The sequence below is a fragment of the Bacillus sp. FSL K6-0923 genome, from assembly GCF_038630825.1.
GTDB lineage: Bacteria > Bacillota > Bacilli > Bacillales > Bacillaceae > Bacillus > Bacillus pumilus.
Genome location: NZ_CP152044.1, coordinates 3,435,418 through 3,460,523 on the forward strand (window position 1 = coordinate 3,435,418; position 25,106 = coordinate 3,460,523).

29 protein-coding genes are annotated in these 25,106 nt (G+C 42.1%); 12 read left to right on the top strand and 17 right to left on the bottom strand.

The genetic code is table 11. The annotated features are described in order from the left end of the window. Positions 1–280: 280 nt before the first annotated feature. The 4 genes from MHI16_RS17650 to MHI16_RS17665 are packed head-to-tail and all read right to left on the bottom strand — an operon-like array spanning position 281 to position 5,105. The gene (locus MHI16_RS17650) at positions 281–1,363 is read right to left on the bottom strand and encodes an aminopeptidase P family N-terminal domain-containing protein (protein WP_058013385.1); all 1,083 of its coding nucleotides are present in this window, start codon (positions 1,361–1,363) and stop codon (positions 281–283) included. Positions 1,364–1,367: 4 nt separating this feature from the next. After that, positions 1,368–2,894, bottom strand: a complete 1,527-nt coding sequence (gene galT / locus MHI16_RS17655; protein ID WP_058013384.1) for a UDP-glucose--hexose-1-phosphate uridylyltransferase — start codon at positions 2,892–2,894, stop codon at positions 1,368–1,370. 34 nt (positions 2,895–2,928) lie between these two features. After that, a complete protein-coding gene (gene galE / locus MHI16_RS17660; protein WP_268466899.1) occupies positions 2,929–3,921 on the bottom strand; it encodes a UDP-glucose 4-epimerase GalE in 993 nt (330 codons plus the stop codon). Further along, entirely contained in the window at positions 3,921–5,105 is a 1,185-nt protein-coding gene (locus tag MHI16_RS17665) for a galactokinase (RefSeq protein WP_268466900.1), read from the bottom strand. Before MHI16_RS17665 ends, galE begins: the two co-directional genes overlap by 1 nt. 175 nt (positions 5,106–5,280) lie before the next feature. Here MHI16_RS17665 and MHI16_RS17670 point away from each other — a divergent pair, with 175 nt between their 5' ends. Beyond that, entirely contained in the window at positions 5,281–6,126 is an 846-nt protein-coding gene (locus tag MHI16_RS17670; protein WP_003214606.1) for an AraC family transcriptional regulator, read from the top strand. Between the two features lie 35 nt (positions 6,127–6,161). On the opposite strand, the gene MHI16_RS17675 is transcribed toward MHI16_RS17670, so the two are convergent. Together MHI16_RS17675 and MHI16_RS17680 are read right to left on the bottom strand one after the other, a co-directional pair. Next, positions 6,162–6,419, bottom strand: a complete 258-nt coding sequence (locus MHI16_RS17675) for a hypothetical protein (RefSeq protein ID WP_003215318.1) — start codon at positions 6,417–6,419, stop codon at positions 6,162–6,164. Positions 6,420–6,446: 27 nt separating this feature from the next. Then, positions 6,447–6,830, bottom strand: coding sequence for a GtrA family protein (locus MHI16_RS17680; RefSeq protein ID WP_012011676.1), 384 nt, complete (start codon positions 6,828–6,830; stop codon positions 6,447–6,449). Between the two features lie 456 nt (positions 6,831–7,286). Between MHI16_RS17680 and MHI16_RS17685 the strand changes: the two genes are divergently transcribed. The 6 genes from MHI16_RS17685 to MHI16_RS17710 all read left to right on the top strand — a co-directional run bounded on the left by MHI16_RS17685 (position 7,287) and on the right by MHI16_RS17710 (position 11,882). Beyond that, the gene (locus MHI16_RS17685; RefSeq protein WP_058013382.1) at positions 7,287–7,427 is read left to right on the top strand and encodes an anti-repressor SinI family protein; all 141 of its coding nucleotides are present in this window, start codon (positions 7,287–7,289) and stop codon (positions 7,425–7,427) included. Positions 7,428–7,725: 298 nt separating this feature from the next. Next, positions 7,726–8,415: a class I SAM-dependent methyltransferase gene (locus MHI16_RS17690; RefSeq protein WP_058013381.1), complete on the top strand. Its 690-nt coding sequence runs from the start codon at positions 7,726–7,728 to the stop codon at positions 8,413–8,415. Next, positions 8,408–9,076 (top strand): glycosyltransferase family protein, encoded by a 669-nt coding sequence (locus MHI16_RS17695; RefSeq protein ID WP_058013380.1) that lies wholly within the window; start codon positions 8,408–8,410, stop codon positions 9,074–9,076. Before MHI16_RS17690 ends, MHI16_RS17695 begins: the two co-directional genes overlap by 8 nt. A 107-nt stretch (positions 9,077–9,183) precedes the next feature. Beyond that, positions 9,184–9,498: a DUF485 domain-containing protein gene (locus MHI16_RS17700; RefSeq protein WP_003215154.1), complete on the top strand. Its 315-nt coding sequence runs from the start codon at positions 9,184–9,186 to the stop codon at positions 9,496–9,498. Beyond that, entirely contained in the window at positions 9,495–11,036 is a 1,542-nt protein-coding gene (locus MHI16_RS17705; protein WP_058013379.1) for a cation acetate symporter, read from the top strand. The genes MHI16_RS17700 and MHI16_RS17705 overlap by 4 nt, the downstream gene beginning before the upstream one ends. Positions 11,037–11,543: 507 nt before the next feature. Continuing rightward, complete coding sequence (locus MHI16_RS17710; protein WP_058013378.1) at positions 11,544–11,882, top strand: DUF4288 domain-containing protein; 339 nt, start codon at positions 11,544–11,546, stop codon at positions 11,880–11,882. A 26-nt stretch (positions 11,883–11,908) separates the two neighbouring features. Here MHI16_RS17710 and MHI16_RS17715 read toward each other — a convergent pair whose 3' ends face one another. From MHI16_RS17715 to MHI16_RS17730, 4 genes are all read right to left on the bottom strand, one after another. After that, on the bottom strand, positions 11,909–12,283 hold the full coding sequence (locus tag MHI16_RS17715) for a nuclear transport factor 2 family protein (protein WP_058013377.1): 375 nt from the start codon (positions 12,281–12,283) through the stop codon (positions 11,909–11,911). A gap of 134 nt (positions 12,284–12,417) precedes the next feature. Next, positions 12,418–13,086 carry a thiamine phosphate synthase gene (gene thiE / locus MHI16_RS17720; protein WP_144461528.1) on the bottom strand — a complete coding sequence of 223 codons (669 nt, stop codon included), beginning with the start codon at positions 13,084–13,086 and terminating at the stop codon, positions 12,418–12,420. Beyond that, a complete protein-coding gene (thiM, locus tag MHI16_RS17725) occupies positions 13,073–13,897 on the bottom strand; it encodes a hydroxyethylthiazole kinase (RefSeq protein ID WP_058013376.1) in 825 nt (274 codons plus the stop codon). Before thiM ends, thiE begins: the two co-directional genes overlap by 14 nt. 17 nt (positions 13,898–13,914) lie before the next feature. Then, positions 13,915–14,802 (bottom strand): LysR family transcriptional regulator, encoded by an 888-nt coding sequence (locus MHI16_RS17730; RefSeq protein ID WP_058013375.1) that lies wholly within the window; start codon positions 14,800–14,802, stop codon positions 13,915–13,917. Positions 14,803–14,969: 167 nt separating this feature from the next. Between MHI16_RS17730 and MHI16_RS17735 the strand changes: the two genes are divergently transcribed. Further along, positions 14,970–15,353 (top strand): CidA/LrgA family holin-like protein, encoded by a 384-nt coding sequence (locus MHI16_RS17735; RefSeq protein WP_012011691.1) that lies wholly within the window; start codon positions 14,970–14,972, stop codon positions 15,351–15,353. Next, the gene (locus MHI16_RS17740; RefSeq protein ID WP_144461526.1) at positions 15,347–16,027 is read left to right on the top strand and encodes a CidB/LrgB family autolysis modulator; all 681 of its coding nucleotides are present in this window, start codon (positions 15,347–15,349) and stop codon (positions 16,025–16,027) included. Before MHI16_RS17735 ends, MHI16_RS17740 begins: the two co-directional genes overlap by 7 nt. A 37-nt stretch (positions 16,028–16,064) precedes the next feature. Here the strand turns inward: MHI16_RS17740 and MHI16_RS17745 are convergent, their stop codons facing one another. Beyond that, positions 16,065–17,246, bottom strand: a complete 1,182-nt coding sequence (locus MHI16_RS17745) for a class I SAM-dependent rRNA methyltransferase (RefSeq protein WP_061409965.1) — start codon at positions 17,244–17,246, stop codon at positions 16,065–16,067. 118 nt (positions 17,247–17,364) lie between these two features. Here MHI16_RS17745 and MHI16_RS17750 point away from each other — a divergent pair, with 118 nt between their 5' ends. Then, the gene (locus MHI16_RS17750) at positions 17,365–17,748 is read left to right on the top strand and encodes a VOC family protein (RefSeq protein ID WP_012011694.1); all 384 of its coding nucleotides are present in this window, start codon (positions 17,365–17,367) and stop codon (positions 17,746–17,748) included. A 77-nt stretch (positions 17,749–17,825) separates the two neighbouring features. Here the strand turns inward: MHI16_RS17750 and MHI16_RS17755 are convergent, their stop codons facing one another. The 3 genes from MHI16_RS17755 to MHI16_RS17765 form a co-directional block, all read right to left on the bottom strand. Continuing rightward, positions 17,826–18,554: an amino acid ABC transporter ATP-binding protein gene (locus MHI16_RS17755; protein ID WP_058013372.1), complete on the bottom strand. Its 729-nt coding sequence runs from the start codon at positions 18,552–18,554 to the stop codon at positions 17,826–17,828. After that, positions 18,551–19,195: an amino acid ABC transporter permease gene (locus MHI16_RS17760; protein ID WP_003215015.1), complete on the bottom strand. Its 645-nt coding sequence runs from the start codon at positions 19,193–19,195 to the stop codon at positions 18,551–18,553. The genes MHI16_RS17755 and MHI16_RS17760 overlap by 4 nt, the downstream gene beginning before the upstream one ends. Before the next feature lie 69 nt (positions 19,196–19,264). Continuing rightward, positions 19,265–20,029, bottom strand: a complete 765-nt coding sequence (locus MHI16_RS17765; protein WP_058013371.1) for a transporter substrate-binding domain-containing protein — start codon at positions 20,027–20,029, stop codon at positions 19,265–19,267. Between the two features lie 526 nt (positions 20,030–20,555). Here MHI16_RS17765 and MHI16_RS17770 point away from each other — a divergent pair. Beyond that, positions 20,556–21,647 carry a Rap family tetratricopeptide repeat protein gene (locus tag MHI16_RS17770; protein ID WP_061409967.1) on the top strand — a complete coding sequence of 364 codons (1,092 nt, stop codon included), beginning with the start codon at positions 20,556–20,558 and terminating at the stop codon, positions 21,645–21,647. Positions 21,648–21,653: 6 nt separating this feature from the next. Further along, positions 21,654–21,797 (top strand): hypothetical protein, encoded by a 144-nt coding sequence (locus MHI16_RS17775; RefSeq protein ID WP_167550618.1) that lies wholly within the window; start codon positions 21,654–21,656, stop codon positions 21,795–21,797. Between the two features lie 48 nt (positions 21,798–21,845). Here the strand turns inward: MHI16_RS17775 and MHI16_RS17780 are convergent, their stop codons facing one another. From MHI16_RS17780 to MHI16_RS17790, 3 genes are all read right to left on the bottom strand, one after another. Then, a complete protein-coding gene (locus tag MHI16_RS17780; RefSeq protein WP_003215004.1) occupies positions 21,846–22,478 on the bottom strand; it encodes a GTP pyrophosphokinase family protein in 633 nt (210 codons plus the stop codon). A 94-nt stretch (positions 22,479–22,572) separates the two neighbouring features. Then, positions 22,573–23,586, bottom strand: a complete 1,014-nt coding sequence (locus MHI16_RS17785; protein WP_058013369.1) for an ABC transporter permease — start codon at positions 23,584–23,586, stop codon at positions 22,573–22,575. Continuing rightward, positions 23,583–25,079, bottom strand: coding sequence for a sugar ABC transporter ATP-binding protein (locus tag MHI16_RS17790; protein ID WP_268466901.1), 1,497 nt, complete (start codon positions 25,077–25,079; stop codon positions 23,583–23,585). The genes MHI16_RS17785 and MHI16_RS17790 overlap by 4 nt, the downstream gene beginning before the upstream one ends. Between the last annotated feature and the right edge of the window lie 27 nt (positions 25,080–25,106).

Consider the following 25,106-nt stretch of genomic DNA (forward strand, 5'->3'; position numbering starts at 1 on the left):
AAGGACAAACAATCAAGAACTTTGTCAAATTTAGGTTTACCACAATAAAAAAGTTTGGTCAAATTTCAATTTAACTTAATGAAATTTTATCTAGGTAAACAATTTTGAAATAGGCATCCCCACATTTAACAAAAACCTTACTCATTTTAACGCAAGTTCACAAGAAAAGAAAGTATCGATCCTCTGTATATACGCTGTAAGAATTGGTAATGATGCTGAATTAGTGGAATCTCGCTAAAGACTTCCAGCAAAAAACCGGCTCAGCGCCGGCACTCTGCATTTATTCATCTCTCACTAAGATGTCAGGTCGTCTATAGATCTTCCCTTCATGTTCAATGTCCATGTACGTCCACTTGCCTGTATACGTTAAAAAGCGATTGCCCTCTTTTTCTACAACAATCGTATCCTCTGATTTCAGTCCAGGCAACGAAGGGTTCCATGTAAACACTTGATGCAGCTGAATTTCTTCCTTCGATGAGGGAACGGCAATGATTTCCCTAGATACAAATCCCGTCTTGCCCCCTTGATGAAGCTTTTTCCAGCTATCAGGGAAGCCCTCTTTTTCGTACTGAGCAATACCTGCTTTCAGAACATCACCTAATGTTTTCCCAGGACGTGTGGCGGCATTCATGACCGTGTCAATTCGTGCTAGCCGCTCTTTGTTCTCTTCAAGCTCCTTCGGAAGCTGACCAAAGTAAACAGACCTTGTGACATTTGCAACGAGCCCGTGCCGCTCCGCGCAGAGAACAACAAGCGCGTGCTTTTGAAGAGATTTATCTGTTGGAATCGGGTGACGGTATTGATGGATCCGGTCATCCGTTGCCACAAGCAGAACCTCTATCGTCATCCCTTGCGCAATAGCTCTTTGGGCAACAAGTGAAGCAATTTCGTTCTCGGTCTGCCCTGGAACGATTTCTTGACAGACACTTTCTACAATGACCGCTGTTTCATGACAAAGCGTTTCATATTGTCTGAGCTGTGAGGCAGTAAGGATCGAGCGGACATGCGACAAATTCGGTTCAATCCATTCGAATCCATCCATTTGAATATCCGTCCCAATTCGTTTACCTTTTGCGAGTTCTTGAATGTATGGGGCCTCATCCTCATACCAATCCATTGTGACCACTTGATACGGATGATCGACGTGCGCCATTTCTTCTTCAATGATCCGCTTTTCTTCCATTTGATTCACAATGAGAACGAGGTCGTCTTTTAAGACGAGCAGCTGACACACGCCCTCTGGCGTATTTAACACAATGTGATTCCTTCTTCCGCCTGTGAGCCAGGAGAAGTTATTTCGCTTTTGAATCAAAACACCATCGAGCTGCTTTTCTTCCATTAGCTCTCTTACTTGTTCAATCATCTAATCACCTGCCTGTTTGAAGTGTTTGAATGAAACGGTTAAAAGCTGTTTTCCCTTGCTCAGTTCTTTTAAACACACCTGCTTGGGAGAGAATTCGAGAAAAAATAATGCCGATTTCTTTTTGTAAAATGGTTTCGGTATTCTCCTCTGTAAAGGCGTTCTCTTCAAGCAGCCGCTTTGCCCAAGTCTCGTGCTTCATGATCGCAGGCCGGGCTTTGATTTCTTCAAGTGGGCTTTCAGATAGCAAAGCCTCTTTTAATTGGCTTAATTCCTCTGCTAATCTACCGGGAAGCACAGCAAGGCCCATGACTTCAATTAATCCGATATTCTCTTTTTTAATATGGTGGACTTCTTCGTGCGGATGGAAAATGCCGTCCGGGTGCTGCTTGTCTGTACGGTTATTACGCAGCACTAAATCTAATTCATAGGCATCCCCGTGGCGCCGCGCAATAGGTGTAACGGTATTGTGAGGAGTCTCTCCTGTATGAGCGATGACCCCCACCTCTTCATCTGAATACAGTTTCCACTCATGTAAGATAAAGTCTGCTGCATCTGCGAGCGACTGCCGCTCACTGCTTCGAAGGCGGATCACAGACATCGGCCATTTCACAATACCAGCTTGCACATCTGGGAAGGCGTTGAGAGAAAAGACCTCTTCCATCTCTGCTTTTGCCATCGGAAATTCATGTGCACCACCCTGAAAATGGTCATGACTTAATATACTGCCTCCGACAATCGGAAGGTCGGCGTTCGACCCGATGAAATAGTGCGGGTATATAGATATGAAGGAAAGCAGTCGTTCAAAGGTCTCTTTGGTGATGCTCATTGGCTCATGTTTGCCTTTGAACACTATGCAGTGCTCGTTGTAATACACATAAGGTGAAAATTGCAGAAACCACGATTCACCTGAGAGTGTCACAGGAATAATCCGGTGATTCTGTCTCGCTGGATGGTTAATCCGCCCCTCGAATCCTACGTTTTCTTTACAAAGGAGACAAAGAGGATATTGCTTTTGACTGAGCTTCTTCGCTTGAGCGATGGCTTTAGGGTCTTTTTCTGGCTTTGATAGATTAATGGTGATCTCCAGCACGCCATCGTCTGTTGGTGTAAACCACTGTACATTTTTGGCAATCCTGCCTGTATGAATGTAGTGGGCATGCTGCTGCATTTCATAGAACCAGCTCGTAGCTGCCTTCGGTCCTCCCTGCTGACGTTTTTCCTCAAACTTCGCATAGATGACACTTGGAGGTGCCACCAAACAGCCCATGATTTTCGCATCTAGTAAATCACGATACGTATCCGTCCCCTCAGGGATAAGTCCTGTTTCTACTGCCCAATCGAGCATCGGCATTAAGATGTCTTCAAGGTCTTCTTCTACTGAGACTGAAACTGTTCTTGCTTCCGCTTCATCGAGCCTGAGCACCTCAAGCAGTCGATTTCTCGTATATTCGATATCTAGTGATGTTATCAGCTCTTTATTAATCCCGTATTGAATCAGCTGTTCCAGCTTTTCAAAAATATCAATCGCCATTCCCTCAGTCCCCTCTCTTGCCTGCCTTTACGTTTTATTCACTTTGATAGCCATCTGGATGCTTCTGAAACCAATCCCACGCACTTTGAATGATCGTGTGAAGGTCAGCATATTGAGGTGTCCATCCCAATTCTTGCAGCGCTTTTTCAGAAGAAGCAATCAGCTTTGCTGGATCTCCCGCACGCCTTTTTGCCATTTGTGCCGGGATAGCATGCCCCGTGACTTTTCTAACAGCTTCTACGACCTGCTTCACGGAGAACCCTGTTCCATTCCCTAAATTGTAGGTCGCACTGCCTTTTCCAGCACGCAGCCGGTCAACGGCTAAGATGTGTGCCTCTACTAAGTCCATCACATGAATGTAATCTCTAATACACGTGCCATCCTCTGTCTCATAATCATCACCGTAAATCATGATTTGATCTCTTTTTCCTAAAGCAACTTGCAGAATAATTGGAATGAGATGCGTCTCAGGCTGATGATCCTCTCCGACAAGTCCTTCTGTATGGGCACCAGCTACATTAAAGTAGCGAAGAACCACGTATTCTATTCCATACGCTTCTTCAGACCACTTCAGCATTTTTTCAATCGCTAGTTTCGTTTCTCCATAAGGATTCGTTGGGTTCGTTTCATCCGTTTCAACGATCGGCACCCGCTTCGGTTCACCGTATGCAGCAGCAGTTGAAGAAAAGACGATGTGTTTCACATCAAATTCATTCATGACTTGTAGTAAAGCAGTTGCTCCGCCGACGTTGTTGTCATAGTACTTAAGCGGGTCTGTTACACTCTCCCCAACAAGTGAATCTGCAGCAAAGTGCATGACCGCTTCTATTTGATGCCTTTTGAACACCTGTCTTAAAAAGGCGTGATCTCGTAAATCTCCCTCCTCTAAGACCGCTCCTTCCAAAACAGCTTCTTTGTGGCCTGTCTGAAAATTATCCACTACCACTACTCGTTCGCCTTTCGCTAAAAGAGCCGCTACCGCATGACTGCCTATGTAACCTGCTCCTCCACAAACTAAAATTGTCATCACACTTCCCCCTTTGTGAGCTCTCTTGCGCCGCCTCCAATTCCAGCTGTGTAAAAAGAGGCTTGAATACCTGTTTTCTCTTGATATATCGCACCAGTTTCTTCTATAAATGAATCTAGCAGCTCTTCTTTCACTATGCTGATCGTACATCCGCCAAAGCCTGCACCTGTCATACGAGAGCCAATCGTCCCCGGGTGCCGCCAAGCTGCTTCAGCTAGGGCATCTAGTTCAAATCCTGTTACTTCATAATCATTCTTTAAAGAAAGATGAGAAGCCTTCATGAGCCCACCTAGTTCTTCCATTTTATCATCTTTCAAAAAATTTACTGCTTTCATCGTCCGCTCATTTTCCGTCACGACATGTCCTGCTCGTTTGCGGCAGTTGTCATCTTCAATCAAGTGGGCAAGCTCTGCAAATTCATTCGCAGTGAGCTCACATAAGTGGGCAATGGCGATTTCTTTCTGAAGATCATGTAAAGCGGATTGACATTCTGCCCGGCGCTCATTGTATTTGGAATCAGCCAGTGTCCGTTTTTTGTTTGTGTTGGCGATGACAAGCGACAGTCCCTCTTGCCGAAACGGACTATATTCAAAGGCAAGGGTGTCACAATTGAGCAAAATGGCGTGATCTTCTTTTCCAAGGGCAATCGAAAACTGATCCATGATCCCGCAATTGACACCAATAAATTCATTCTCTGCACGCTGTGAAAGAAGAGCAAGATCGACATTTGAAACGCTGAATGAATGCCATTCATTGATGAGAACAGCGGTGACAAGCTCTATAGAGGCAGAGGAAGACAGACCTGCGCCATTTGGAATATTGCCGCTATACACAATGTCAAAGCCATCTTCTATCTTCATTCCTGCTTCTATAAACTGCTTGAACACACCCTTCGGATAATTTGCCCAGCCGTCCGACTCTACGTAAGCGATTTCAAAAAGATTGAATTCTTTCACACCATCGCGATCAAAGTTCAAGGAATACATTCTCACGCGGCCATCTGAACGCTTTGCACAGGCAGCATACGTTCCGAGAGTAAGCGCGCACGGAAACACATGTCCTCCATTGTAATCTGTATGTTCACCAATCAAGTTCACTCTTCCTGGGGCAAAAAAATAGCGAAGTTCTTCCCTTTCTCCAAATTGCTGGTGAAATGCCGCGCGTAACGTATCGATCATATCCATTCCCCTTTTCTCTTCTGATACTTTTATTTTAGTTGTCCCAGGAGCATCAGTTCAATGGTAAAAAAATCGTTAAAAAATACCCTTTTTTTGCTGTGAATGGTACGATGTGATATGAGGTGTAACATGATTCTAAATAGAAAAAGGTTGTTTTTTGCTGTGAAGGAGGGTTTCCAATTTGAAGAAAGAAGCATTTGCATTTCGTTTTCACCATTCTGATGTGACATTGCCGGCACAAATCTGGTCTGTTGGCTGGGAAGTTCAATCTTCTTCGTTATATAGCTGGAATGGAGTGGAGCGGAAGGATCAAGGCAAGTGCATCTTTCAGCTCACACTGTCTGGACATGGCATGATTGAAATCGGAGAGAAACGTTTCAAAGTATTGCCGGGTCAGGCCTTTCTCGTGAAAAGCCCAAGTGCCTACCAATATTATTTTCCAGAAGACAGTGAGCATTGGGAATTTCTCTATTTAACGCTTTACGGGGAAGCCTGCGATCTTTGCTTTGACCAATTTATTGACCAAGGAAAGCAGGTCATGCGTTTTCATCCGAATTCCAGACCGATCCGCCTGCTCAAGACCATTTATGATGAAGCCAGTGAAAGACGGATTACCAATCCATTTGAGGGGTCTAGCCTTGCTTATCAATTTGTCATGGAACTGTATTCATATTTGCCAAAGCTTGAGGGACAAATGGAGAAATGGCCCGAGCCCATCGTTCAAGCTGCCTTGTTTGCCAGCCATCATTTTCACGAGGAAATTGGCCCAGACGATATGGCAGCTGCGGCACGTTTATCCAAAAGTCATTTTACAAGGGAATTCAAAAAGGCCACTGGCTTCACACCTATTCACTATCTAACCAATATTCGGTTAGAAAAGGCGGAAACGTTATTGAAAACAACAAAATACTCGATTGAAGAAATCGCCATACAGTGCGGCTACAGAAATGCGAATTACTTGAATAAAGTCTTTCGAAAGAAAATCGGCATGTCTCCAAAGCAACTGCGGGAAACAAGCGATGCATAATAAAAAGCAGCCGCTTTCACAATTGGCTGCTTCTTTTACGCTTTCGTCAGATCAACATGAATTCTCCCTTGTCTTAAAACAATGGTCATTTGCGTGTCAGGTGTCATTAAGTTTTCCAAAATGTCCGTTGCTGTTTGAAGCGCAATGTCCATTCGGTTGATCTTTTCCTTTTCTTGTTCCGAAAACGCTTCTGGATGTGCGGTCATTTCTTTGACTAGCCTCAGCACTTGTTCATGCTGCTTTTCTGTTTGCTGATATATGACATCATATAATTCGTCTGGCCTGCTGCTCATTTCACATCACCTATCTTTTTTCATGTGTTAAATCGCATCTTCTTTTGTTTTCTTGAAGACGAACCATTTACTGGCGACATAATTCACGACCACAATCACAAAGTTGACAAGAATTTTTGCGACAGTTTCATTGAGCGCCATTTGGCTCACAAATAAAATCATCAGCCCTAGATCTACACCGAGAGACATGAGACGAACACTAAAAAATGAAGAAAGCTCACGCATAAGGCTTTTCGTATCACGAGCCTTTTGCTTGAAGACATACTTCTTATTGGTGATATAAGCAAAGAGAACAGCAAAGACCCATGAAACAACTGTAGCTGTTTTATAATCCATGGAAAACATCTCAACGAATAAGTAGAAGCTGACTATATTGACGATGGTTGTACACACACCCATCACAAGATACATGACAACTTCTTGATACTTTTGAAAAAGGCTATACATGTCTTTCTTCATTCCTTCTTGGTGGTTTCTGTTTCTTTTAGAATACCATCTTGAGAAGAACTTCCCAAACGAACAATATGTACGTCCTGCACAGATGAAATTTGTTCTACTCGATGGCAAATGTCAACCTAATTGGTTTATATAAGCCAAATGTTTTAGGTCTTTTTCATTATTTTAATTTATAATCTTTTAACTGACTTTACAATTGTTTATTATTAGAAGTAAGAAATCAATATTTATGGGTTTTTTAGTCATTTTTTTAGGAACGTGGTAGGTGATAGATTTTACAAAATAGGTTAAATGTCATCATTTTTCGACAAAATCTATTTTGCGCTGTTTTCATCCACACGTACAGTTACTAGACGGTTTGTTCAAGTCATTGGTTGCAGATGAATATGTCTTATTGAACTGGAGGATATTATGGATACGCAAGTGAAAAGAAGAGTTGACGAAGAGTGGGTTTATTTGATTCAGGAAGCGAAAAAAATGGGACTAGCCATCGAAGAAATACAAGCTTTTTTAACATCCAACGGTGATCAGAAGATGATAAACAAACCGTAAATCAACGCCGTTATCCTTTGTCTTTCAGACTGCTTTGGCTAAAAGTTCTGACTTGTCAATTGACCTTTTGAAAATCCTTTCATGACGATACGCTACAGTAGAACACCCCTTCATACCAATCCCTTCCACTCATGGGGTTCTGTCTTTCTATATTAGGAGGACAGTCCGTTTCCCGTTCTTTATATGATCCCTTTTTAGCCACTATTCATGAAAATTGTCCTTCTCTCGTTATAAAACCAAGCTCCCCACCCATATATTAAGCATGAAAGCATTGAGAAAGCAGAGAGGTGGGTAGAGCGTGAGTTCAGATTCCCTTTCCTATTATCACCAAAAAAAGGATCAGTATTATCATGGCGTGAACCCGGTCATTGTCAGCCGTATCCGCGCGGAATGGACGTCTTTATTGGATATCGGATGCGGCACAGGCAAGCTTGGAAAAGTCCTGAAACAAAAGGGCCGGACCATTTATGGAATTGAATCGTTTGAGGATGCAGCAAAAGAGGCTGAGCAGGAGCTAGATCATGTGCTATGCGGAAATATTGAACAGATGACGCTCCCTTACGAACAGGAACAATTTGACTGCATCATATTCGGAGATGTCCTTGAACATTTATTGGACCCGTGGGCCGTTTTAAAGAAGGTCAAACCCTTTCTTAAAAAAGAAGGAGCCATCTTGTCATCCATTCCGAATATCGGTCACATTTCAACCGTTTTAGAATTATTAGCCGGCAGATTCACTTATACAGATGCAGGATTAATGGATCAAACTCATTTACGTTTCTTCACTCTTCATGAAATTCATGCACTCTTTCATTCAGCAGGCTTTCGTATTCGCGAACTCGAAACCATTCGCGTACAGCACCCTTCCTACGAGAGCGTGATGAATGATTTACATGAATTACTCATGAAGCATGGCATTCGTTCAGATTTTCATGAGGCCGCTACCGCCTATCAATATGTGGTTGAGGCGGTTCAGCTTCATGAGTAACCCCACCATCCTGTTTGTTTTATGTGTAAATGATGAGTCTATGTTTCAGGCTTGCTTTCGGCAGCTCGCTTCACTTCCCGCTCCCCATGGATATCATGTGGAGGTTTTGCCGATTAGACATGCATCCAGTATGACCTCTGCTTATAATGAAGCCATCACTCATCCAGCTCAGTTTAAAATTTATCTTCATCAAGATACATTGATTGTCAAACAGCATATGCTTCTTGAGTTGATCCCGCTTTTTTTACAGCATCCATCACTTGGGATGATTGGGGTCATAGGTGCAGAAAGCGTGCCTGACAATGGGATCTGGTGGGAAAGTTCTGATTGCAGGGGGAAAGTCATTGAATATCGTCACGACACCTATCAGCTGCTTTCATTTGAAAGTGGCCGTCAACAGGCAGACGCGCAAGATTACATGAACGCTTCGGCGATTGATGGTCTTTTCATGGCGACGCAGTATGATGTGAAGTGGCGTGAGGATCTCTTTGATGGCTTTCATTTTTATGATGTTTCGCAATCCTTTGAATTCATACAACAGGGCTATGAGGTTGGCATTGTGAGGCAAGAAGAGCCTTGGTGCATCCACAAATGCGGAGATCACTTTGATGCGGAAGCGTATGAAAAAGCGAGACAAACATTTCTTGCAAATTATCGATAGAAAGCACCCTTTTCGGGTGCCTTTTTTATGATATACTGTCATAAACAACCAGATCGTCTCATATGCATTGGAGTACCTTGTCCCTAATTCGTACAAAGGAGGAAACAATGGCAGACAAAAAAGTTCATTATAAGAAGGTTGCCGCTTCAGAGGATTTTCGAAAACTTCTTGAGGAAAAACGCAGATTTATCGTACCGATGACGATTTTCTTTTTTCTCTTTTACTTTTCACTTCCGGTTGCTACATCCTACTTCACCTTTTTGAACACGCCGGCAATTGGCGCGATTTCATGGGCGTGGTTATTCGCCCTCACACAATTTGTGATGACTTGGGTATTATGTGGACTTTATGCGCGGAAAGCTGCTCAGTTCGACAAATATGTAAGCGCTTTAAAAATTGAATCAAGAGGTGATGACGAATGAGCATGACCGCTTTTATTTTATTCATAGCGATCGTAGGGCTCACATTGGTCATCACATATTTTGCTGCGAAAAAAACGAGCAATGCGAGCGATTTTTACACAGCAGGCGGAGGTCTGACTGGGTTTCAGAACGGCCTTGCCATCGCTGGGGACTATATGTCTGCCGCTTCATTTTTAGGGATCGCTGGAATGATCGCTTTAAATGGATTTGACGGCTTTTTCTATAGCATTGGCTTTCTAGTGGCGTATCTTGTCGTTCTTTACGTTGTGGCCGAACCGCTTCGAAATCTAGGAAAATATACGATGGCCGATATGATTGCTGCACGATTTAAGCGTCCTGCCATTCGAGGGGTAGCCGCGTTTAACACAATCACAGTCTCTACTTTTTATATGATTGCACAGCTTGTTGGGGCAGGTGCATTAATCAAGCTGCTTCTTGGCATTGATTACTGGATTGCGGTGCTGATCGTAGGTGTCTTGATGACGATTTATGTCGTGTTTGGTGGCATGATTGCAACCAGCTGGGTACAGATCACAAAGGCTGTGCTTCTCATGCTTGGGACTCTGATTATTTCACTGCTTGTGTTTGCGAAGTTTGATTTTAGTCTGCTGAAGATGTTTGAAGAGATGAAAACAGCGACCCCGCTCGGTGGGGCATTTCTTCACCCGGGAAATAAATATGATGTGCCTTTAGAGACCTTGTCTTTGAACCTTGCTCTAGTGCTTGGGACAGCAGGTTTGCCGCACATTTTGATCCGGTTTTATACGGTGAAGGATGCCATTTCTGCGCGTAAATCGGTTCTATCCGCTACGTGGATCATCGGTATTTTCTATTTAATGACGGTATTCCTTGGCTTCGGTGCTGCTGCCTTTGTTGGAACAGACGCGATCACCGCAGCAGATGCAGCAGGAAATATGGCCGCTCCCCTGCTCGCTCAAGCCCTTGGAGGAGATTTGTTATTTGCCTTTGTTTCCGCTATTGCCTTTGCGACCATTTTGGCGGTGGTAACTGGTCTCGTCCTATCCGCTGCGTCTGCCTTTGCGCATGACTTTTATAGTCAGATCATCCGCAAAGGGAAAGCGAGCGAACGGGAACAGGTGAAAGCGGCACGCTTTGCTTCCATCGGCGTGGCCATTCTTTCTATCATTCTCGCATTATTTGCCCAATCGTTAAACGTTGCTTTCCTTGTGTCACTTGCCTTCGCAGTGGCAGCGAGTGCAAATTTGCCATTGATTATCTTCACTGTCTTTTGGAAACGATTTAATTCTACGGGTGCCATTGCTGGGAGCTTAGTTGGACTTTTGAGCGCACTGATTATCGTCTCGCTCAGCCCAAGCGTCTGGGACCCATCGGGAGCAGCCATCTTTACAGGAGACCCGCTCATCCCGCTGTCGAACCCTGGAATTATCTCGATCCCGCTCGGATTCCTTGCCGCTTACTTAGGCACGATCTTCTCCTCTGAAAAAGCTGATGAAGACACCTTTACGGAAATTCAAGTAAAGGCACATACAGGAATGCATATGGACACTGATTCATAAGGAAATGCCGGCCTCAGATTGTTGACAAAGGGCTAAAAATGATCTTGATTTTAGCCCTTTGTCTTCTTTTCAGCGTGAAGAAAACCTTTGCAGCCCTAGGAAGGACGAGTACTGGCGCGGAGCGAATTTGACATTCGTGAGCACCAGCACGCAGGACTGACACCGAATGCGAGGGTTTGTCTACACGCTGGAGCCGGCTTTTTTGTGTTCTTCTTTTCCTTAGTAAGGTATAAATTGACCCTTCAATTTATTTTTATACTTTTCTAACCTGGCAAATTTTCTACACGTAATAAGAGAGCATAAGGTGACGATGATCAACAAAATTTCATGCGTTTCTCCTCTATTATCAATCACTTTCTTCATGCCTATCCCCCCATTATTGATCTATTTCTCCTACACTACGTCATTCATATGTTATCATTTTATACACATACTGGAAATCATTTTACACGTTGAGACACTCATATTTGTACAATGATAAGCTGCAAGAAAGAAGTGACATTACTTATGCTTCAGATATATTCTGCCAAGTTATTATTTGAATCCATCTCATCACCAAGCAATATGCCCGATAAAATATTTGAAGAACGAATCATTTTGGTGCGAGCCAAAAACCATCGTAAAGTAAAAGATATCGTCCAAAAAAGCTTTCCAGAAGAAACCTTTGATAATGCTGAAGGTGGACAAACGACCATAAAATTAGCAGCCATATTAGATGTCTTTGAGCTTGTAGATCACTTAGAACAAGAATCGCTGCATTTAAGTGAGGTGTACAGCCGCCACCTTATTTTTGATAAAGAAACTTCGGCGAAAGAAGCCATCGAGGCTTATTCTTTAGACAAATAAAAGAAGCCGGCTGATGAGCCGGCTTTTTAATAGCGCTGAAATAACTCTGGATTTTTCGGAACGTTTTCTAAATATACGATCTTTCCTTTGTCGTCTAGTTCTGCAATATCAATTCCTTCTGCTGTATACACACGACCATTCGAAAGTTTTCCACAAACGGCCCAGTTGGTTTCATACTTGCCATCTTCTCTTTTTTTCCATCCATCCCACATATGCTTGATGTCTTCATGCACGTGGAAAAATGTGTTTAAAAACTGTTTAAACGCTTGGATACCAGGCTTCTCTGCACCATTTAAGACAATCATGACATCGTCAGAAAACAATGCGAGCAATTCATCCATTTGCTCCTGCCCTTTTCCAGCTTCATCGTAGCGGCGAAAATACGTATCGAGCACTTCCATTGTTCATTCTCCTTTATTTACCTATCATTTCGATAAAAATCGAACAATTTGATTGTACACAATTGTTTCTCACCTGTCTATTTTCACCGAAATCAGAAAAGACATGAATTGAATCAATCCATGTCTCTTACAAATTAAAAAGATGCTTTTTCTGATGCAACAAGTGCTTCCAATTCTTCTGCTGCTTTTTTAGGATCAGCGCTCTGGCTAATGGCGCTGATGATGCTGATACCATCTGCCCCTGCTTGTATGACTGGTGCTGCATTGCCATATGTGATACCCCCAATGCCAACAATCGGAATATGAAGACCATGATGACGTACTTCAGTGATCAATGATACTCCTTGGACACTGCGTGTATCCTTTTTCGTTTCTGTTGGATAAACTGGACCCATGCCGACATAATCTGCACCGTCCTTCATGGCTTGTTTCACTTCATCTAGGTTATGCGTAGACACACCTAATATTTTATTCCCGATTTTTTGTCTGACGTCTTCTGCATTTGTATCCTCCTGGCCAACATGTACGCCATCTGCATCAAGATCTATCGCTAGCTGCACATCATCATTCACAATAAAAGGAACATTCGCTTCTTGGCAAAGTACTTGAAGCTGGCGAGCCAATTGTTTCTTCTCTTCTCCTTGCAAGGCTCCCTCGCCCTTTTCTCGAAATTGAAACATCGTGATTCCGCCTTGAATCGCCTCTTTCAACACATCAAGCGGCTGCCGGCTTGTATTCGCTGTTCCCATAATAAAATAAACCGATAATTGCTGTTTGATTTGCTGTTGATCAGCCTTTGTCATGTGACATTCCCCCTATTTTCCCCAGCGTTAACACATCATCGCCAGTTGTGTGTGTGAGTGCATTGAGCAATTCCATTTGAAACGTACCTGGCCCTTTATTTTGGGTATACTGAGCTGCCTTTTCAGCTGCGACACCATAAAACAATAGAGCAGCTGCCGACGCGTGAAGCGGCCTTTCACCTGCTGCACAAAATGCCCCGATGACAGACGTCAGTAAACAGCCTGTTCCCGTCACCTTGGTGAGCCATTCATGTCCATTATAAATAGACAACACGTCCTCTCCATCTGACACCACATCGACTTTCCCAGTGATCACCACAACGGTTTGAAGTGTCCTTGCTGCTTGTTTGACTAGTGCCGATACATCTCCGTTCGCTGCTTTCGCATCCACGCCTTTTGACTCCCAGCCATCTACTTCAAGTAAATGAGCAATTTCTGCAGCATTCCCTCTGACAACGGTCATGTTTACTTGCTCTAACAGCTGTTTTGCCGCTTTCATTCGGAACGCAGTCGCACCGACACCGACAGGGTCTAATAGAACAGGTATCCCCTTTTTATTTGCAGATTGTCCAGCCAGAATCATGGCCTCCACCGTCTCCTTGGTCAGCGTACCAATATTCAGCACAAGCGCATCGGCTAATTGCGCCATTTCAGCCACTTCTTCTTTGGCATTTGCCATGACTGGCGAAGCGCCTAAAGCAAGCAGACCATTTGCTGTAAAGTTCGTCACGACTTGATTGGTGATATTATGAACAAGTGGATTTTCCTCTCGAACCTTCTCCAATAAATGAGATGCGCTGCTTGTTTTCATCCGTATCGTCCTCCCTTTTACTCTGCTCCCCATATATAGGATTTCGTATGCTTTAACCATTCTCTTGCCGCAAACGACAAATAGCGGTCTTTTCGCCAAATGACGCCTAAATGCCATGGGATTGACGTATTTAAGGAAATGACTTTCACCTTTTCTGGATCAAGATCACGGCAGATCCGCTCAGGCAGAAGGCCAATTCCCAAGTTCTCGGCTACCATCTCACTAATGAAATCCCATTGAGACGTTTCATAAATGACATTGGGACGGAAGCCTGCATTCATACATTCATTCAATATCCGGCTATGCAGAACAAAGTCTTCTCGAAAGAAAATAAAAGACTCTTCCTTTAAATCAGCTAAATCAACCTTATCTCGACCTGCCATCGGATGTGAGGGATGCGTCACGAGCTTCATGTCCTCTTTAATAATGGTGTATGTATGAAAGATTTTATCATTTGCAGGCAGAACAATGACACCAATATCTAATGAACCATCTTCGACCCCTTCCTCTACTTTAATAGAGCCGTGCTCCACTAATTGAAAGGTGACATCAGGATATTGCTGGCGAAATTCTCCCATAACGTTCGGGAAAAAACTCGATCCAATCATCGGTGGCAGCCCGATGCGAATATGCCCTTTTTTAACATTCATTAAATCATTTAGCTCGCTCGTTAAATTTTGAAATGATTGTGTGATTTCACTCGCCTGGGTATACATCGTTTGTCCAGCATCTGTCATTTCAACCTGACGACCATTCCGATAAAACAACTGCACCCCCAGCTCATCCTCGAGATTTTTGACCATCTTGGAAATGGTAGGCTGCGACACATAAAGAGATTGTGATGCTTTTGTGAAGCTTTTTAACCTCGCCACTTCTAAAAAATATGTTAAATGTCTAATGTCCACATGACTCACCCTTCCTATAGACAAAAGGAATACTAATTATTCGATATATGTATTTTACCTATAACTGAACGTGCTGTACACTTTAAAGTAAGCGAATCAATTGGAACGTTGTCATGTTTTTGTGAAACAGTGAACAATATTTATATAGAAAAAGGAGTGAACAGAAAGTGAAATTGCTCAAAACGCCGCTGATTGCTGTCCTTCAGATTATGGCTTTGTTTGTTTTTGCGAAATTGATGAATGTGCTCGCGGCCTTTTTGCATTTAAGAATTCCGGGCACGATTTTAGGCATTCTGGTCATTTTCTTATTACTTCATTTTAAAATTATTCAATTAAAATGGATTGAACTTGGTGCCGTATGGCTGCTCGGAGAACTGCTTCTATTCTTTATCCCGTCAGCCGTTGGTGTCATTGATTATGGAACATTGCTTTCTCAATCTGGTACAAGTATTGTTCTTGTCGTCTTACTGAGTACCTTTGTCGTCATGCTCTCGACTGGTATCATGACGCAAATGATTGCGAAAAGAAAGGAGCGAAAAAAGCTATGTTAATTGGCGCATTATTTCTGATCTTAACGGTTCTTTTATATCTCGGATCAAAAGCGATATATAAACGACACCCGAAGGTTTATGTATCCCCATTACTTGTGACACCGCTTGTCCTTGTCGTCTTTCTGTTAATCGTCAACATTCCTTACGACGCATACAATCAAGGCGGGAAATGGCTGACGAATATGCTTCAGCCTGCGACTGTTGCTTTTGCCATTCCCCTCTATAAGTATTTTCACATTCTGAAGAAGCATGCAGTGGAAATCATTTTGAATGTGGCTTGCGGTTCTGTCATTGCGATCCTATCTACGGCATTTATCGCGAAGTTGTTTCATTTGGATACAGGCCTAATTGAAAGTCTTGTGCCAAGGTCGGTCACAACACCAGTAGCGATGAGTGTGTCAGAAATGATTGGCGGGATGCCGTCCGTTACGGCAGTATTCGTCATTTTAACCGCACTGTTTGGGTCAATCATCGGTCCAATGATCATTCGTTATTTCCGTATTGATAATGACATTGCCATGGGCGTCCTGCTTGGTACAGGTGCACACGGGGCAGGAACATCGAAGGCATTTGAAATGAGTTCCGTCTCAGGGACGATCTCAAGTGTATCCATGATTATTTCAGCCATTATTACTTTATGTGCAGCGCCTATCCTCATGTCGTTTGCCTTATAAAAAAAGCCATTTCCTTTAACGGAAAATGGCTTTTTTCTTATGTTTGTATGAAGACAACCTTTAAATAATTTCCTTCTGGATAATTCTTCGTCGTACGGAAATCCTCAGGAAGGGTATATTCTTCAAGAATACGATAGCTTTGCCCTAATTCTTTAAAGGCCTGCGCAATAAATCCTTTGAATTTTTTCATACCAAATGCACTGCTATTCGTTGATGCCACAATGACGCCGTTCTCAGCTGTGATTTGGATGGCTTCTTTTAATAGCTTCTTATAATCCTTCGCTGCACTGAATGTGTGCTTTTTCGTGCGCGCAAAGGAAGGCGGGTCTAAGATGACAAGATCATAGGTCCATCCTTTTTTCGCAGCAAACGGAAAGTACTTAAAGACGTCCATGACTTTAATATCCTGCCCGTCCACTTCTATATCGTTGACTTCAAACTGTTCAGATGTTTTTTTCAAACTGCGGTTCGCGACATCTACACTTGTCGTCCGGCTCGCTCCGCCAAGCGCTGCTGCCACGGAGAATGCACCTGTGTAAGAAAATGTATTGAGAACGGTCTTTCCTTTTGCATAACGATCTCGAATTGCTTTTCTCACATGACGTTGATCAAGAAAAATGCCTGTCATCGCACCATCATTTAAGTAAACCGCTACATTCATGCCATTTTCTTTCACGATGAGAGGGAATTCACCTTTCTCTCCCTTTACAAAATCATCATCTTCTATATACTGTCCCGACGTATCAAATCGTTTCTTTTCATAAATACCTTTATAGTCTGGATATACATGCTCAAGTGCAGCCAATACTTCCGCCTTGAATGTATACACTCCTTCGCTATACCACTGGATGAGATAGAAACCGTCATAATGATCAATCGTGAGCCCGCCTATGCCATCTCCCTCTCCGTTGAACACACGGAAAGCAGTCGTCAGTGCATCACGAAATAAATGCGCTCTGCTTTTCGCTGCCTGCTCAAGCTTGGAGACAAAAAAGGCATGGTCTATTTTTTCGTTGGCATCAAAGGTGAGCACCCAGCCGATCCCTTTATTTTGCACACCATAATATCCTTTTCCTAAAAAGGCGCCTCGCTCATCCACCCATTCAATTAGCTCGCCTTCTTTCACACTGCTTACATGCGATACAGCATCTTTAGAAATGAGTGGATATCCCTTTTTCACTTGTTCTGCAAATGTTTGTTTTAATGAGATTTTTTTCATTTGTGTCATCCTTATCCTAAATTGACTCTCTCTATCCTATCATATGAATGTATACGTTACTTCTATTATGATAAGATGAGGAGAAAAATATCAACACACCATTGAGGAGGCTCTTTTTTTGACGACATTACGATTAGATCATACAGGTATTATGGTTTCAAATATTGATACGTCCATTGATTTTTATGAAAAGGTCGTGGGCATGAAATTAAAGGATCGCATCACTCATACAAACGGAGTGATTGAGCTTGCATTTCTCGGCTTTAAAGATGAGGCAGAAACGGAAATTGAGCTCATCCAAGGGTACAGCAGCGACCTGCCATCTGAAGGAAAGGTTCACCATCTTGCCTTTACAACAGACAATATTCATGCTGAATTCAATCGTATTCAAAAGCTGCAAATTGAATTGATTGATGAAGAAATTACGACGCTGCCAAATGGATACTGCTACTTCTTTTTCAGAGGGCCAGACCAAGAATGGATCGAATTCTTCCAGCGCTAATATTTCCTAGGAAATGAGGCTGGCTATGCCCCATAAAAGAAAAAGAGTAAGAGCATCCATATGCTCTTACTCTTTTTTTATAACACCTTACTAAGAAATAATTTTGTACGCTCATGCTGCGGGTTTCCAAAGAGAGCTTCCGGTTTGTCTTCTTCGACAATATATCCACCATCCATAAAGATCACGCGGTCTCCCACCTCTCGTGCAAAGCCCATTTCATGTGTGACCACAATCATTGTCATGCCTTCGACGGCTAATTGTTTCATAACTGCTAATACATCCCCGACGACTTCAGGATCAAGAGCAGATGTCGGTTCATCGAATAATAACACTTTCGGGTCCATTGCCAAGGCTCTTGCGATGGCGACACGCTGTTTTTGTCCACCAGATAATTGGTTCGGGTAGCTTTTGGCTTTGTCTTTTAAGCCGACCTTTTCAAGCAGGTCCATTGCTTTATCGACTGCCGCCTTCTTGTCAGTGCCTTTTACCTTCATCGGCGCGATCGTGATGTTTTCTAAAACGGTTTTATGAGGAAATAAATTAAAGTGCTGAAACACCATCCCCACTTCTTGACGTACCTTATTGATATTCACCTTTGGATCTGTAATCGTATGTCCGTGGACAACGACTTCACCAGCTGTAATATCTTCTAATTTATTGAGACATCTTAGAAACGTGCTTTTGCCCGATCCAGAAGGACCGATCACACACACTACTTCCTTTTCTTCGATGACTGCATTAATATCCTTTAACACTTCGTGATCGCCAAAGGATTTCTTTAAATTTTTCACCGTAATCATACTCATTTGATATCAAATCTCCTTTCTGCGTAGCTAGCCAGTAGAGAAAGTAAATAAATGATCACGAAATAAATGATTCCGACAATGAGCCAGACATTCAAAGGATCAAACGTTGCCGATGCCTGTACTTGTCCTCGCTGCATAATATCGGCAATTCCGATAATAGATAAGAGAGATGTATCCTTCAAGCTGATGATGGCTTGGTTTGTAATTGCTGGAAGCATGCGACGGAATGCCTGTGGAAGGACGATAAAGCGCATGTTTTGCCCCCCTGTAAAGCCTAAAGAGCGCGCAGCTTCTGTTTGTCCTTTATCAATGGACTGAATCCCTGCACGAATAATTTCTGAGAAATAAGCCCCTGCATTAATTGCTACTGTAATAATCCCTGCGGGCACTCGATCAAGCGAAATGAATTCAAGTGTATTCAAACCAAAATAAATGAAGAATAGCTGTACTATAAATGGTGTGCCTCGAATGGCATTGACAAAGACAAGTGCGATGAAATTTAAGATTTTAAAAGGTGATAGACGGAATAATGCCACTATTAAACCGATGATAAATCCTAAAATGATGGCAACAACAAAGATATATAAAGTGGTTTGCAAACCGTCCATTAAATACGGGAATGCATTAATAATCGTGTCCATGTTTCTCCCTCCCTAATTCACATACGGCGCATCATAAAGAAAGCGCGCTCGGAACGCGCCTCGCTTGTATTATGACTTCAAATATTTATCAATAATTTTGTCATATTCACCATTTTTCTTTAGGTTCTCTAGACCTTTATTGATCTTTTTCAATAGGTCTTGGTTTTTCCCCTTCATCACAGAGATACCATACTGGTCTCCATTTAATCGGTCTCCAACTGTTTTCAATTTTAAATCTTGCTGTGCAATTGCATACGTAATGACAGGATAATCCTCAATTAAGGCATCTGCATTTCCGTTTGAAACTTCTTGGAACATCGATGGGCTGTCATTAAATTGAACCACTTCATACCCATATTTATCTGCGTTATCTGATGCAAATTTTGCACCTGTCGTCCCATTTTTAACAGCTAGCTTTTTCCCCTTTAAATCATCAATTGATTTGATGCTGCTGTCCTTTTTCACAACAACTGTCAATCCAGCGTCGAAGTACGGATCTGAGAAATCTACCTTCTTCTTACGCTCATCTGTAATGCTCATTCCGCCCATCCCTACATCAAGCTGACCTGCCTGCATTGCCGGAATAATGCCTGAGAAGTCCATCGCTTCAAGTTTCACTTTGAAGTCTTGGTCTTTCGCGATGGCGTTAATCAGATCAACGTCGATTCCTTCAGTTTTACCGCCCTTTTCAAATTCAAATGGCGGATATGTTACATCTATCCCAATTTTATATGTGTCTTTGCCTTCTCCCGAACCGCTGTCCGATTTTGATCCACAGGCTGCCATGACGAGCACAACTATGAGTCCCATGATCAGTAACATCGATTTTTTCATAAAACACGCCCCCTATTGTCAGTTTTGTCTAAATATTCGCAATACCAATAATACTATACCACGCTAAAGCTATAGTGTGTGATGTTTTTTATCAATACCAAAGATCCATACAATCCTAGATCAATAGTCTCTTTAAATTTTACTTTTTTGCGAATAACTCATTTTATTCTAAAAGAAGAGCGATTCACAATCATAATGTGAGATAATCTTACATAAAACGAGATATCACCTTGATAACCGCCGTTTTTTCTAATATACAAAAACAGACACTTGAATGATCTTCTTCTCTCTATTGATATCGTAATATATCTTCTCTAAAACCCTCTTTTTACCTAAAAATATGTAAGCGCATACAAATAGACACCTGATCCCTATTTCTTTCACAACTGGTTGAATTTACATCAAAAAACATGTTTTACAAATTGCGAGAGAGCGCTTAAAATATAAGAAGATACTGAATATGGAAAGTGAATTCAGATGAACGGAAATCGAACGAGATGGATAGATGAAGAAAGGAGGATATAAATTGGCAGAAACAGGTGTTTTGTCGTCCGTTGATGTAGCGAATATGTTAAATGACTGGTATGTCATGATGAAAAAAAGAGAAATACAAGGTGCGATCAAGCTAAAAGAAGAAATCCTTCAAGCGTTTGATCGCATGGAAGAGAATCAAGACGTCTTACTTTACTATCAATTGCTAGAGTACCGTTTTAAGGATCTCATTGAAGATACAGCTTCGCTGGATCATAGTCTTTTTGTTGATGAAAATGCAATCCGTACAGATGACATGCTCAGCTACTATTTCTATTTCTTTAAAGGGATGTATGAAATGCGCAGAGGCAATCAGGATACCGCATTTCACCTTTTAAAATTGGCAGAGGATAAATTAGATCTCGTCCACGATGACATTGAAAAAGCAGAATTTTATTATAAAACAGGATGTCTTTACTATAATATAAGATCCACGCTCCTCTCCATACACCACTTGAAAATGGCTTCATCTATTTATGACGCAGATCCATGTTATGTGAAAAAATCAATCAGCTGTCAAATGATGCTCGCTTTGAATTATGCTGATCAATCAAAATATGATGAGGCAGAGTCATTATTTAAAAAAGTGATTCATTCACTAGAACAAATGGAAGATCCAGATTTGCTTGGTCATGCGTATTGCAATGCAGCTTTTATTAAAAGTCTTAGAAATGAATACAATGAAGCTGTGCCGCTCCTAGAAAAAGCTTTATTAATTGAGACATTTGAAACGTCTTCTCCAGGCGGCTACTTACTGGCCATGTATGCCTACACAAAAGCACTATTCAAGCTGAAAAAGCCTGATTTGTTCCACTATTATGTACAGCTTTCACTTCAAAAAGCAGAAAATTTAAAACAACGAAACATTTCACTTAAATTATCTATTTTAGAAACACTTATGCTTCAGCAAGACAACATGATAGAGCAAATCAAGTCTTATTGTAATCAATTAGAAACTATGAATTTTCTTGTCGATCTTGAAGCCATCTGTCAGGATGCAGCTGCTTACTTAACAGATCTTGGACTTCATGAAGAATCCACTTATTTCTCGAACAAGGCGTTGTCCTTAAAAACAGATATGGAGTGATGTAAGATGAAAAAATGGCTTATCACAAGTGCGATTTTGACACTCTTGATAACAACAGGTGTTTCCATTGGCGTTTCCATCCAAAAAGACAGCCAATCTGCACAATCTCAAGATATCATTCAAAAGAGAGACCGCGGCACCAATCCTTAAACATGAAAAAGAGCAGCTGTGAATATCGCAGCTGCTCTTTTTTATGCGTTAATCGATTTCTCGTTTAATATTTTGCATTTTTTCATCTAAGTAATGGGCTATATCAGCCGCTTCCTTCAGTTCATCGGTTAGCTGATGAGGGACATCGTTTTGCAGTTTATAATAGATTTTATGCTCAAGACTCGCCCAAAAATCCATCGCTATGGTCCGCACCTGAATCTCAACCTTTACATGTTCCACACGATTCGTTAAGTACACAGGGATCTCCACAATTAAATGAAGACTTCTGTAGCCATTTGGTTTTGGATGTTGAATATAATCCTTCACTTCAAGGATTTTCAGATCCTCTCTTTGCCTCAATACATCCATAATATTATAGATATCTTGAATAAAGGAGCAGATGATGCGGACACCTGCGATATCATGAATATACTCCTTGGCACATTGTGTTGTGATGTCGCATCCTTTTCTTGCTAATTTATTTACAATGCTTTCAAAGGATTTGATCCGTGATTTTGTATGCTCTATTGGATTGTGCCCATGGATTAAATTATATTCCTGGCTGATGATTGAAAACTTCGTATCCATTTCATCTAATGCAAATTTATATACTAATAATTCATTTTTCCAGTCTTCCATGACGTTTTTCAAATCTTCTACATGAGTTGCTGACATATTCATTTCTATTTGTCATCTCCTTTTGGGAAACGGCGGCTGCACCGCTTTCCGTTTACTAGACGGAGATGAGACTCGAAAGGTTTTAAAAAATACGTCGTCAGCCTCGCTGTTTGTAATACGTCAACGCCAGCGCAAGCGCGAGTACAGAGCCTTTCACAATATCCATCGCGTAATAAGGGACAGACATCATCACAAGCCCATTTTGCAAAATTCCGATGAGTACAGCCCCAATAAAAGTACCAAATGCATTTGGTTTTCCTGCTCCCATGACGGAAAAACCGATAAAAGCTGCCGCTACGCCATCCATTAAATAAGGTGTGCCCGCATTTATTTCCGCTGTCATCACCCTTGATGCCAGCACAATACCACCAATTGCTGCAAATAAAGCCGAGAGCAGATATGCCGCGATTTTATATTTATTCACATGAATACCGGATAATCGAGCCGCTTCCTTATTTCCTCCAATGATGTACATAAATCGTCCGTGCTTTGTGTAGGTCATGAAAACATGTGCAAATAGCACAATCACTGCCATTAAAAGAATGATATATGGCACCTGTCCGATTTTGCTGAAAAAGGCGGGGATTGTACCCGTTGAGAATGTACCGTCAGGCAGCACCATGTTTTCAGAAATAGTCGCCCCTTTCGTATACGTTTGAGCCAAACCTTGAATGATAAACATCATGGCTAATGTCATGAGCATATCTGGAATTTTCATTTTGACAATCATCAAGGCATTGAGTAAACCAACAATAAGGGCAGCCGCTAGCGCAGAAAGGATCGCAATCAGCGGGTTTTGCGAAAACCACACAAACATAGAAATCACGATTGCATTCGATAACGTTGCGATTGATCCGACTGATAGATCAAAGCCGTTGACTGCCAATGAGATGGTAAGACCCACCGCAATAATGGTCACAATGGAGATAGACCGTAAAATATTGATGATATTCCCTGTTTGTAAAAATGCTGGATTCGATGCCGCAAATACCACAATCAATAAAGCAATGGTTAAGATCGTGCCATATCGATAAAAAAAATCAAATAGATGAAAGGATGGCCGCTGTTTTTTCGTTTGCTGTACAGGGGCTGGAATTTGTTGTTCACTCATGATTGTCCTCCTGTTGAATGATATAAAAGCTCTTCCTCAGTCGTTGGAGCCGTCATTTCCCGGGCAATGCTGCCATCATACAGCACATAAACGCGGTCTGCGATACCTGCAATCTCCGATAGCTCACTTGACGCATAAATCACAGATTTCCCGCGGGCGGCAAGCTCTGCAATCAGCGTGAAAATATCTTTTTTCGCTCCAACATCTACTCCTTTAGTTGGTTCATCAAAGAGATAGACATCCGCTTCAGCAAGCAGCCATTTTCCGATGGCAATCTTCTGTTGATTTCCACCGGATAGATGCTTCACCTTCGCTTCAAGAGATGGGGTTTTGACACCAAGTCGTTTGACGATTTCGTCTGCTTTCCGCTGTTCCTTCGAACGATGTAAGAAGCTGAACACGCTTGAGAATGAACGAAGACTTGCGGCCGTTAAGTTCCAGCCCACGCTCTCTTCCGTTAGAATCCCTTCCTTTCTCCGTTCTTCTGGCACAAGGGCCATTCCAGCTCTCACGGCTTGATGAGGCGATGTGATGCGAACGATTTGATCATGAAGCTTTACAGTCCCCGTCTTTTTTTCTGAGGCGCCGAAAAGAGCTTTACACAATTCTGTTTTTCCAGCACCGACAAGGCCTGCAATTCCGAGAATTTCTCCCTTTTTCACATGAAGATGAATGTTGCGTAATTTATGCTGGTCATTTAGCTGCTTCACTTCAAGGACAATAGGTGCATCCTTCAAAGGTGTACGGGGCGGAAATTGCTCCTCTAATGGCGCACCTAGCATTTCTTCAATGATCTGCTGCGGATTTGTATTTTGAACAAGATGAGCTGCGACATCGGTTCCATTTCGCATCACTGTTAGTTCATCACAGATGGTGAAAATTTCAGGCATACGATGAGAGATAAACACAATGCCCGTTCCATTCTGTTTCAGCCGATCAATCATTGAAAATAACTTGTTTGTTTCTGTATGACTTAGCGGAGCTGTTGGTTCATCTAAAATTAAAATGCTGCATTTGATTGAAACGGCTTTGGCGATAAGCACCAGCTGTTTTTCCGCAAGGGTTAGATCACTAACAAAGCGTTTTGTGGAGATGTCGATGTCCAGTTCTTTTAATCGTTGAGCTGCCTTCCGGTGCAGCTCTTTCCAGTCGACAAATGTTTTTTTCTCAATCTGATGCATCATCATATTCTCACCAACACTTAAGTAGGGAACGAGAGCTGTATCCACTTCTTGATGAACCGTCTGCACACCATATGAGGCCGCATCCTTTGGGGTTTGAATCGATGCCGCCTGACCATTGATTTGGATGCTTCCTTCATAGTGCGAATGAGCGCCAGAGAGAACTTTCATTAACGTGGACTTCCCTGCACCATTCGCTCCAATCAGTGCATGAACTGTCCCTTTTTTTAATGTGAAATTTACTTGATCTAACGCTTTTACTCCTGGGAATTCAATCGAAATATGTTTCATACAAACTAGCGGCGAAGTCATGGATGTCCTCCTTCTCATGATCATCAT

Bases quoted from the DNA above. Each gene is read 5' to 3' on its own strand.
- MHI16_RS17765 (WP_058013371.1), bottom strand. From the start codon at position 20,029: ATGAAAAAATCGATGTTACTGATCATGGGACTCATAGTTGTGCTCGTC.
- MHI16_RS17650 (WP_058013385.1), bottom strand. From the start codon at position 1,363: ATGATTGAACAAGTAAGAGAGCTAATGGAAGAAAAGCAGCTCGATGGT.
- MHI16_RS17705 (WP_058013379.1), top strand. From the start codon at position 9,495: ATGAGCATGACCGCTTTTATTTTATTCATAGCGATCGTAGGGCTCACA.
- thiM (WP_058013376.1), bottom strand. From the start codon at position 13,897: ATGAAAACAAGCAGCGCATCTCATTTATTGGAGAAGGTTCGAGAGGAA.
- thiE (WP_144461528.1), bottom strand. From the start codon at position 13,086: ATGACAAAGGCTGATCAACAGCAAATCAAACAGCAATTATCGGTTTAT.
- MHI16_RS17710 (WP_058013378.1), top strand. From the start codon at position 11,544: ATGCTTCAGATATATTCTGCCAAGTTATTATTTGAATCCATCTCATCA.
- MHI16_RS17715 (WP_058013377.1), bottom strand. From the start codon at position 12,283: ATGGAAGTGCTCGATACGTATTTTCGCCGCTACGATGAAGCTGGAAAA.
- MHI16_RS17785 (WP_058013369.1), bottom strand. From the start codon at position 23,586: ATGAGTGAACAACAAATTCCAGCCCCTGTACAGCAAACGAAAAAACAG.
- MHI16_RS17755 (WP_058013372.1), bottom strand. From the start codon at position 18,554: ATGAGTATGATTACGGTGAAAAATTTAAAGAAATCCTTTGGCGATCAC.
- galE (WP_268466899.1), bottom strand. From the start codon at position 3,921: ATGACAATTTTAGTTTGTGGAGGAGCAGGTTACATAGGCAGTCATGCG.
- MHI16_RS17775 (WP_167550618.1), top strand. From the start codon at position 21,654: ATGAAAAAATGGCTTATCACAAGTGCGATTTTGACACTCTTGATAACA.
- MHI16_RS17760 (WP_003215015.1), bottom strand. From the start codon at position 19,195: ATGGACACGATTATTAATGCATTCCCGTATTTAATGGACGGTTTGCAA.
- MHI16_RS17700 (WP_003215154.1), top strand. From the start codon at position 9,184: ATGGCAGACAAAAAAGTTCATTATAAGAAGGTTGCCGCTTCAGAGGAT.
- MHI16_RS17680 (WP_012011676.1), bottom strand. From the start codon at position 6,830: ATGTATCTTGTGATGGGTGTGTGTACAACCATCGTCAATATAGTCAGC.
- MHI16_RS17745 (WP_061409965.1), bottom strand. From the start codon at position 17,246: ATGAAAAAAATCTCATTAAAACAAACATTTGCAGAACAAGTGAAAAAG.
- MHI16_RS17695 (WP_058013380.1), top strand. From the start codon at position 8,408: ATGAGTAACCCCACCATCCTGTTTGTTTTATGTGTAAATGATGAGTCT.
- MHI16_RS17780 (WP_003215004.1), bottom strand. From the start codon at position 22,478: ATGAATATGTCAGCAACTCATGTAGAAGATTTGAAAAACGTCATGGAA.
- MHI16_RS17675 (WP_003215318.1), bottom strand. From the start codon at position 6,419: ATGAGCAGCAGGCCAGACGAATTATATGATGTCATATATCAGCAAACA.
- galT (WP_058013384.1), bottom strand. From the start codon at position 2,894: ATGGCGATTGATATTTTTGAAAAGCTGGAACAGCTGATTCAATACGGG.
- MHI16_RS17790 (WP_268466901.1), bottom strand. From the start codon at position 25,079: ATGACTTCGCCGCTAGTTTGTATGAAACATATTTCGATTGAATTCCCA.
- MHI16_RS17665 (WP_268466900.1), bottom strand. From the start codon at position 5,105: ATGGATATGATCGATACGTTACGCGCGGCATTTCACCAGCAATTTGGA.
- MHI16_RS17740 (WP_144461526.1), top strand. From the start codon at position 15,347: ATGTTAATTGGCGCATTATTTCTGATCTTAACGGTTCTTTTATATCTC.
- MHI16_RS17685 (WP_058013382.1), top strand. From the start codon at position 7,287: ATGGATACGCAAGTGAAAAGAAGAGTTGACGAAGAGTGGGTTTATTTG.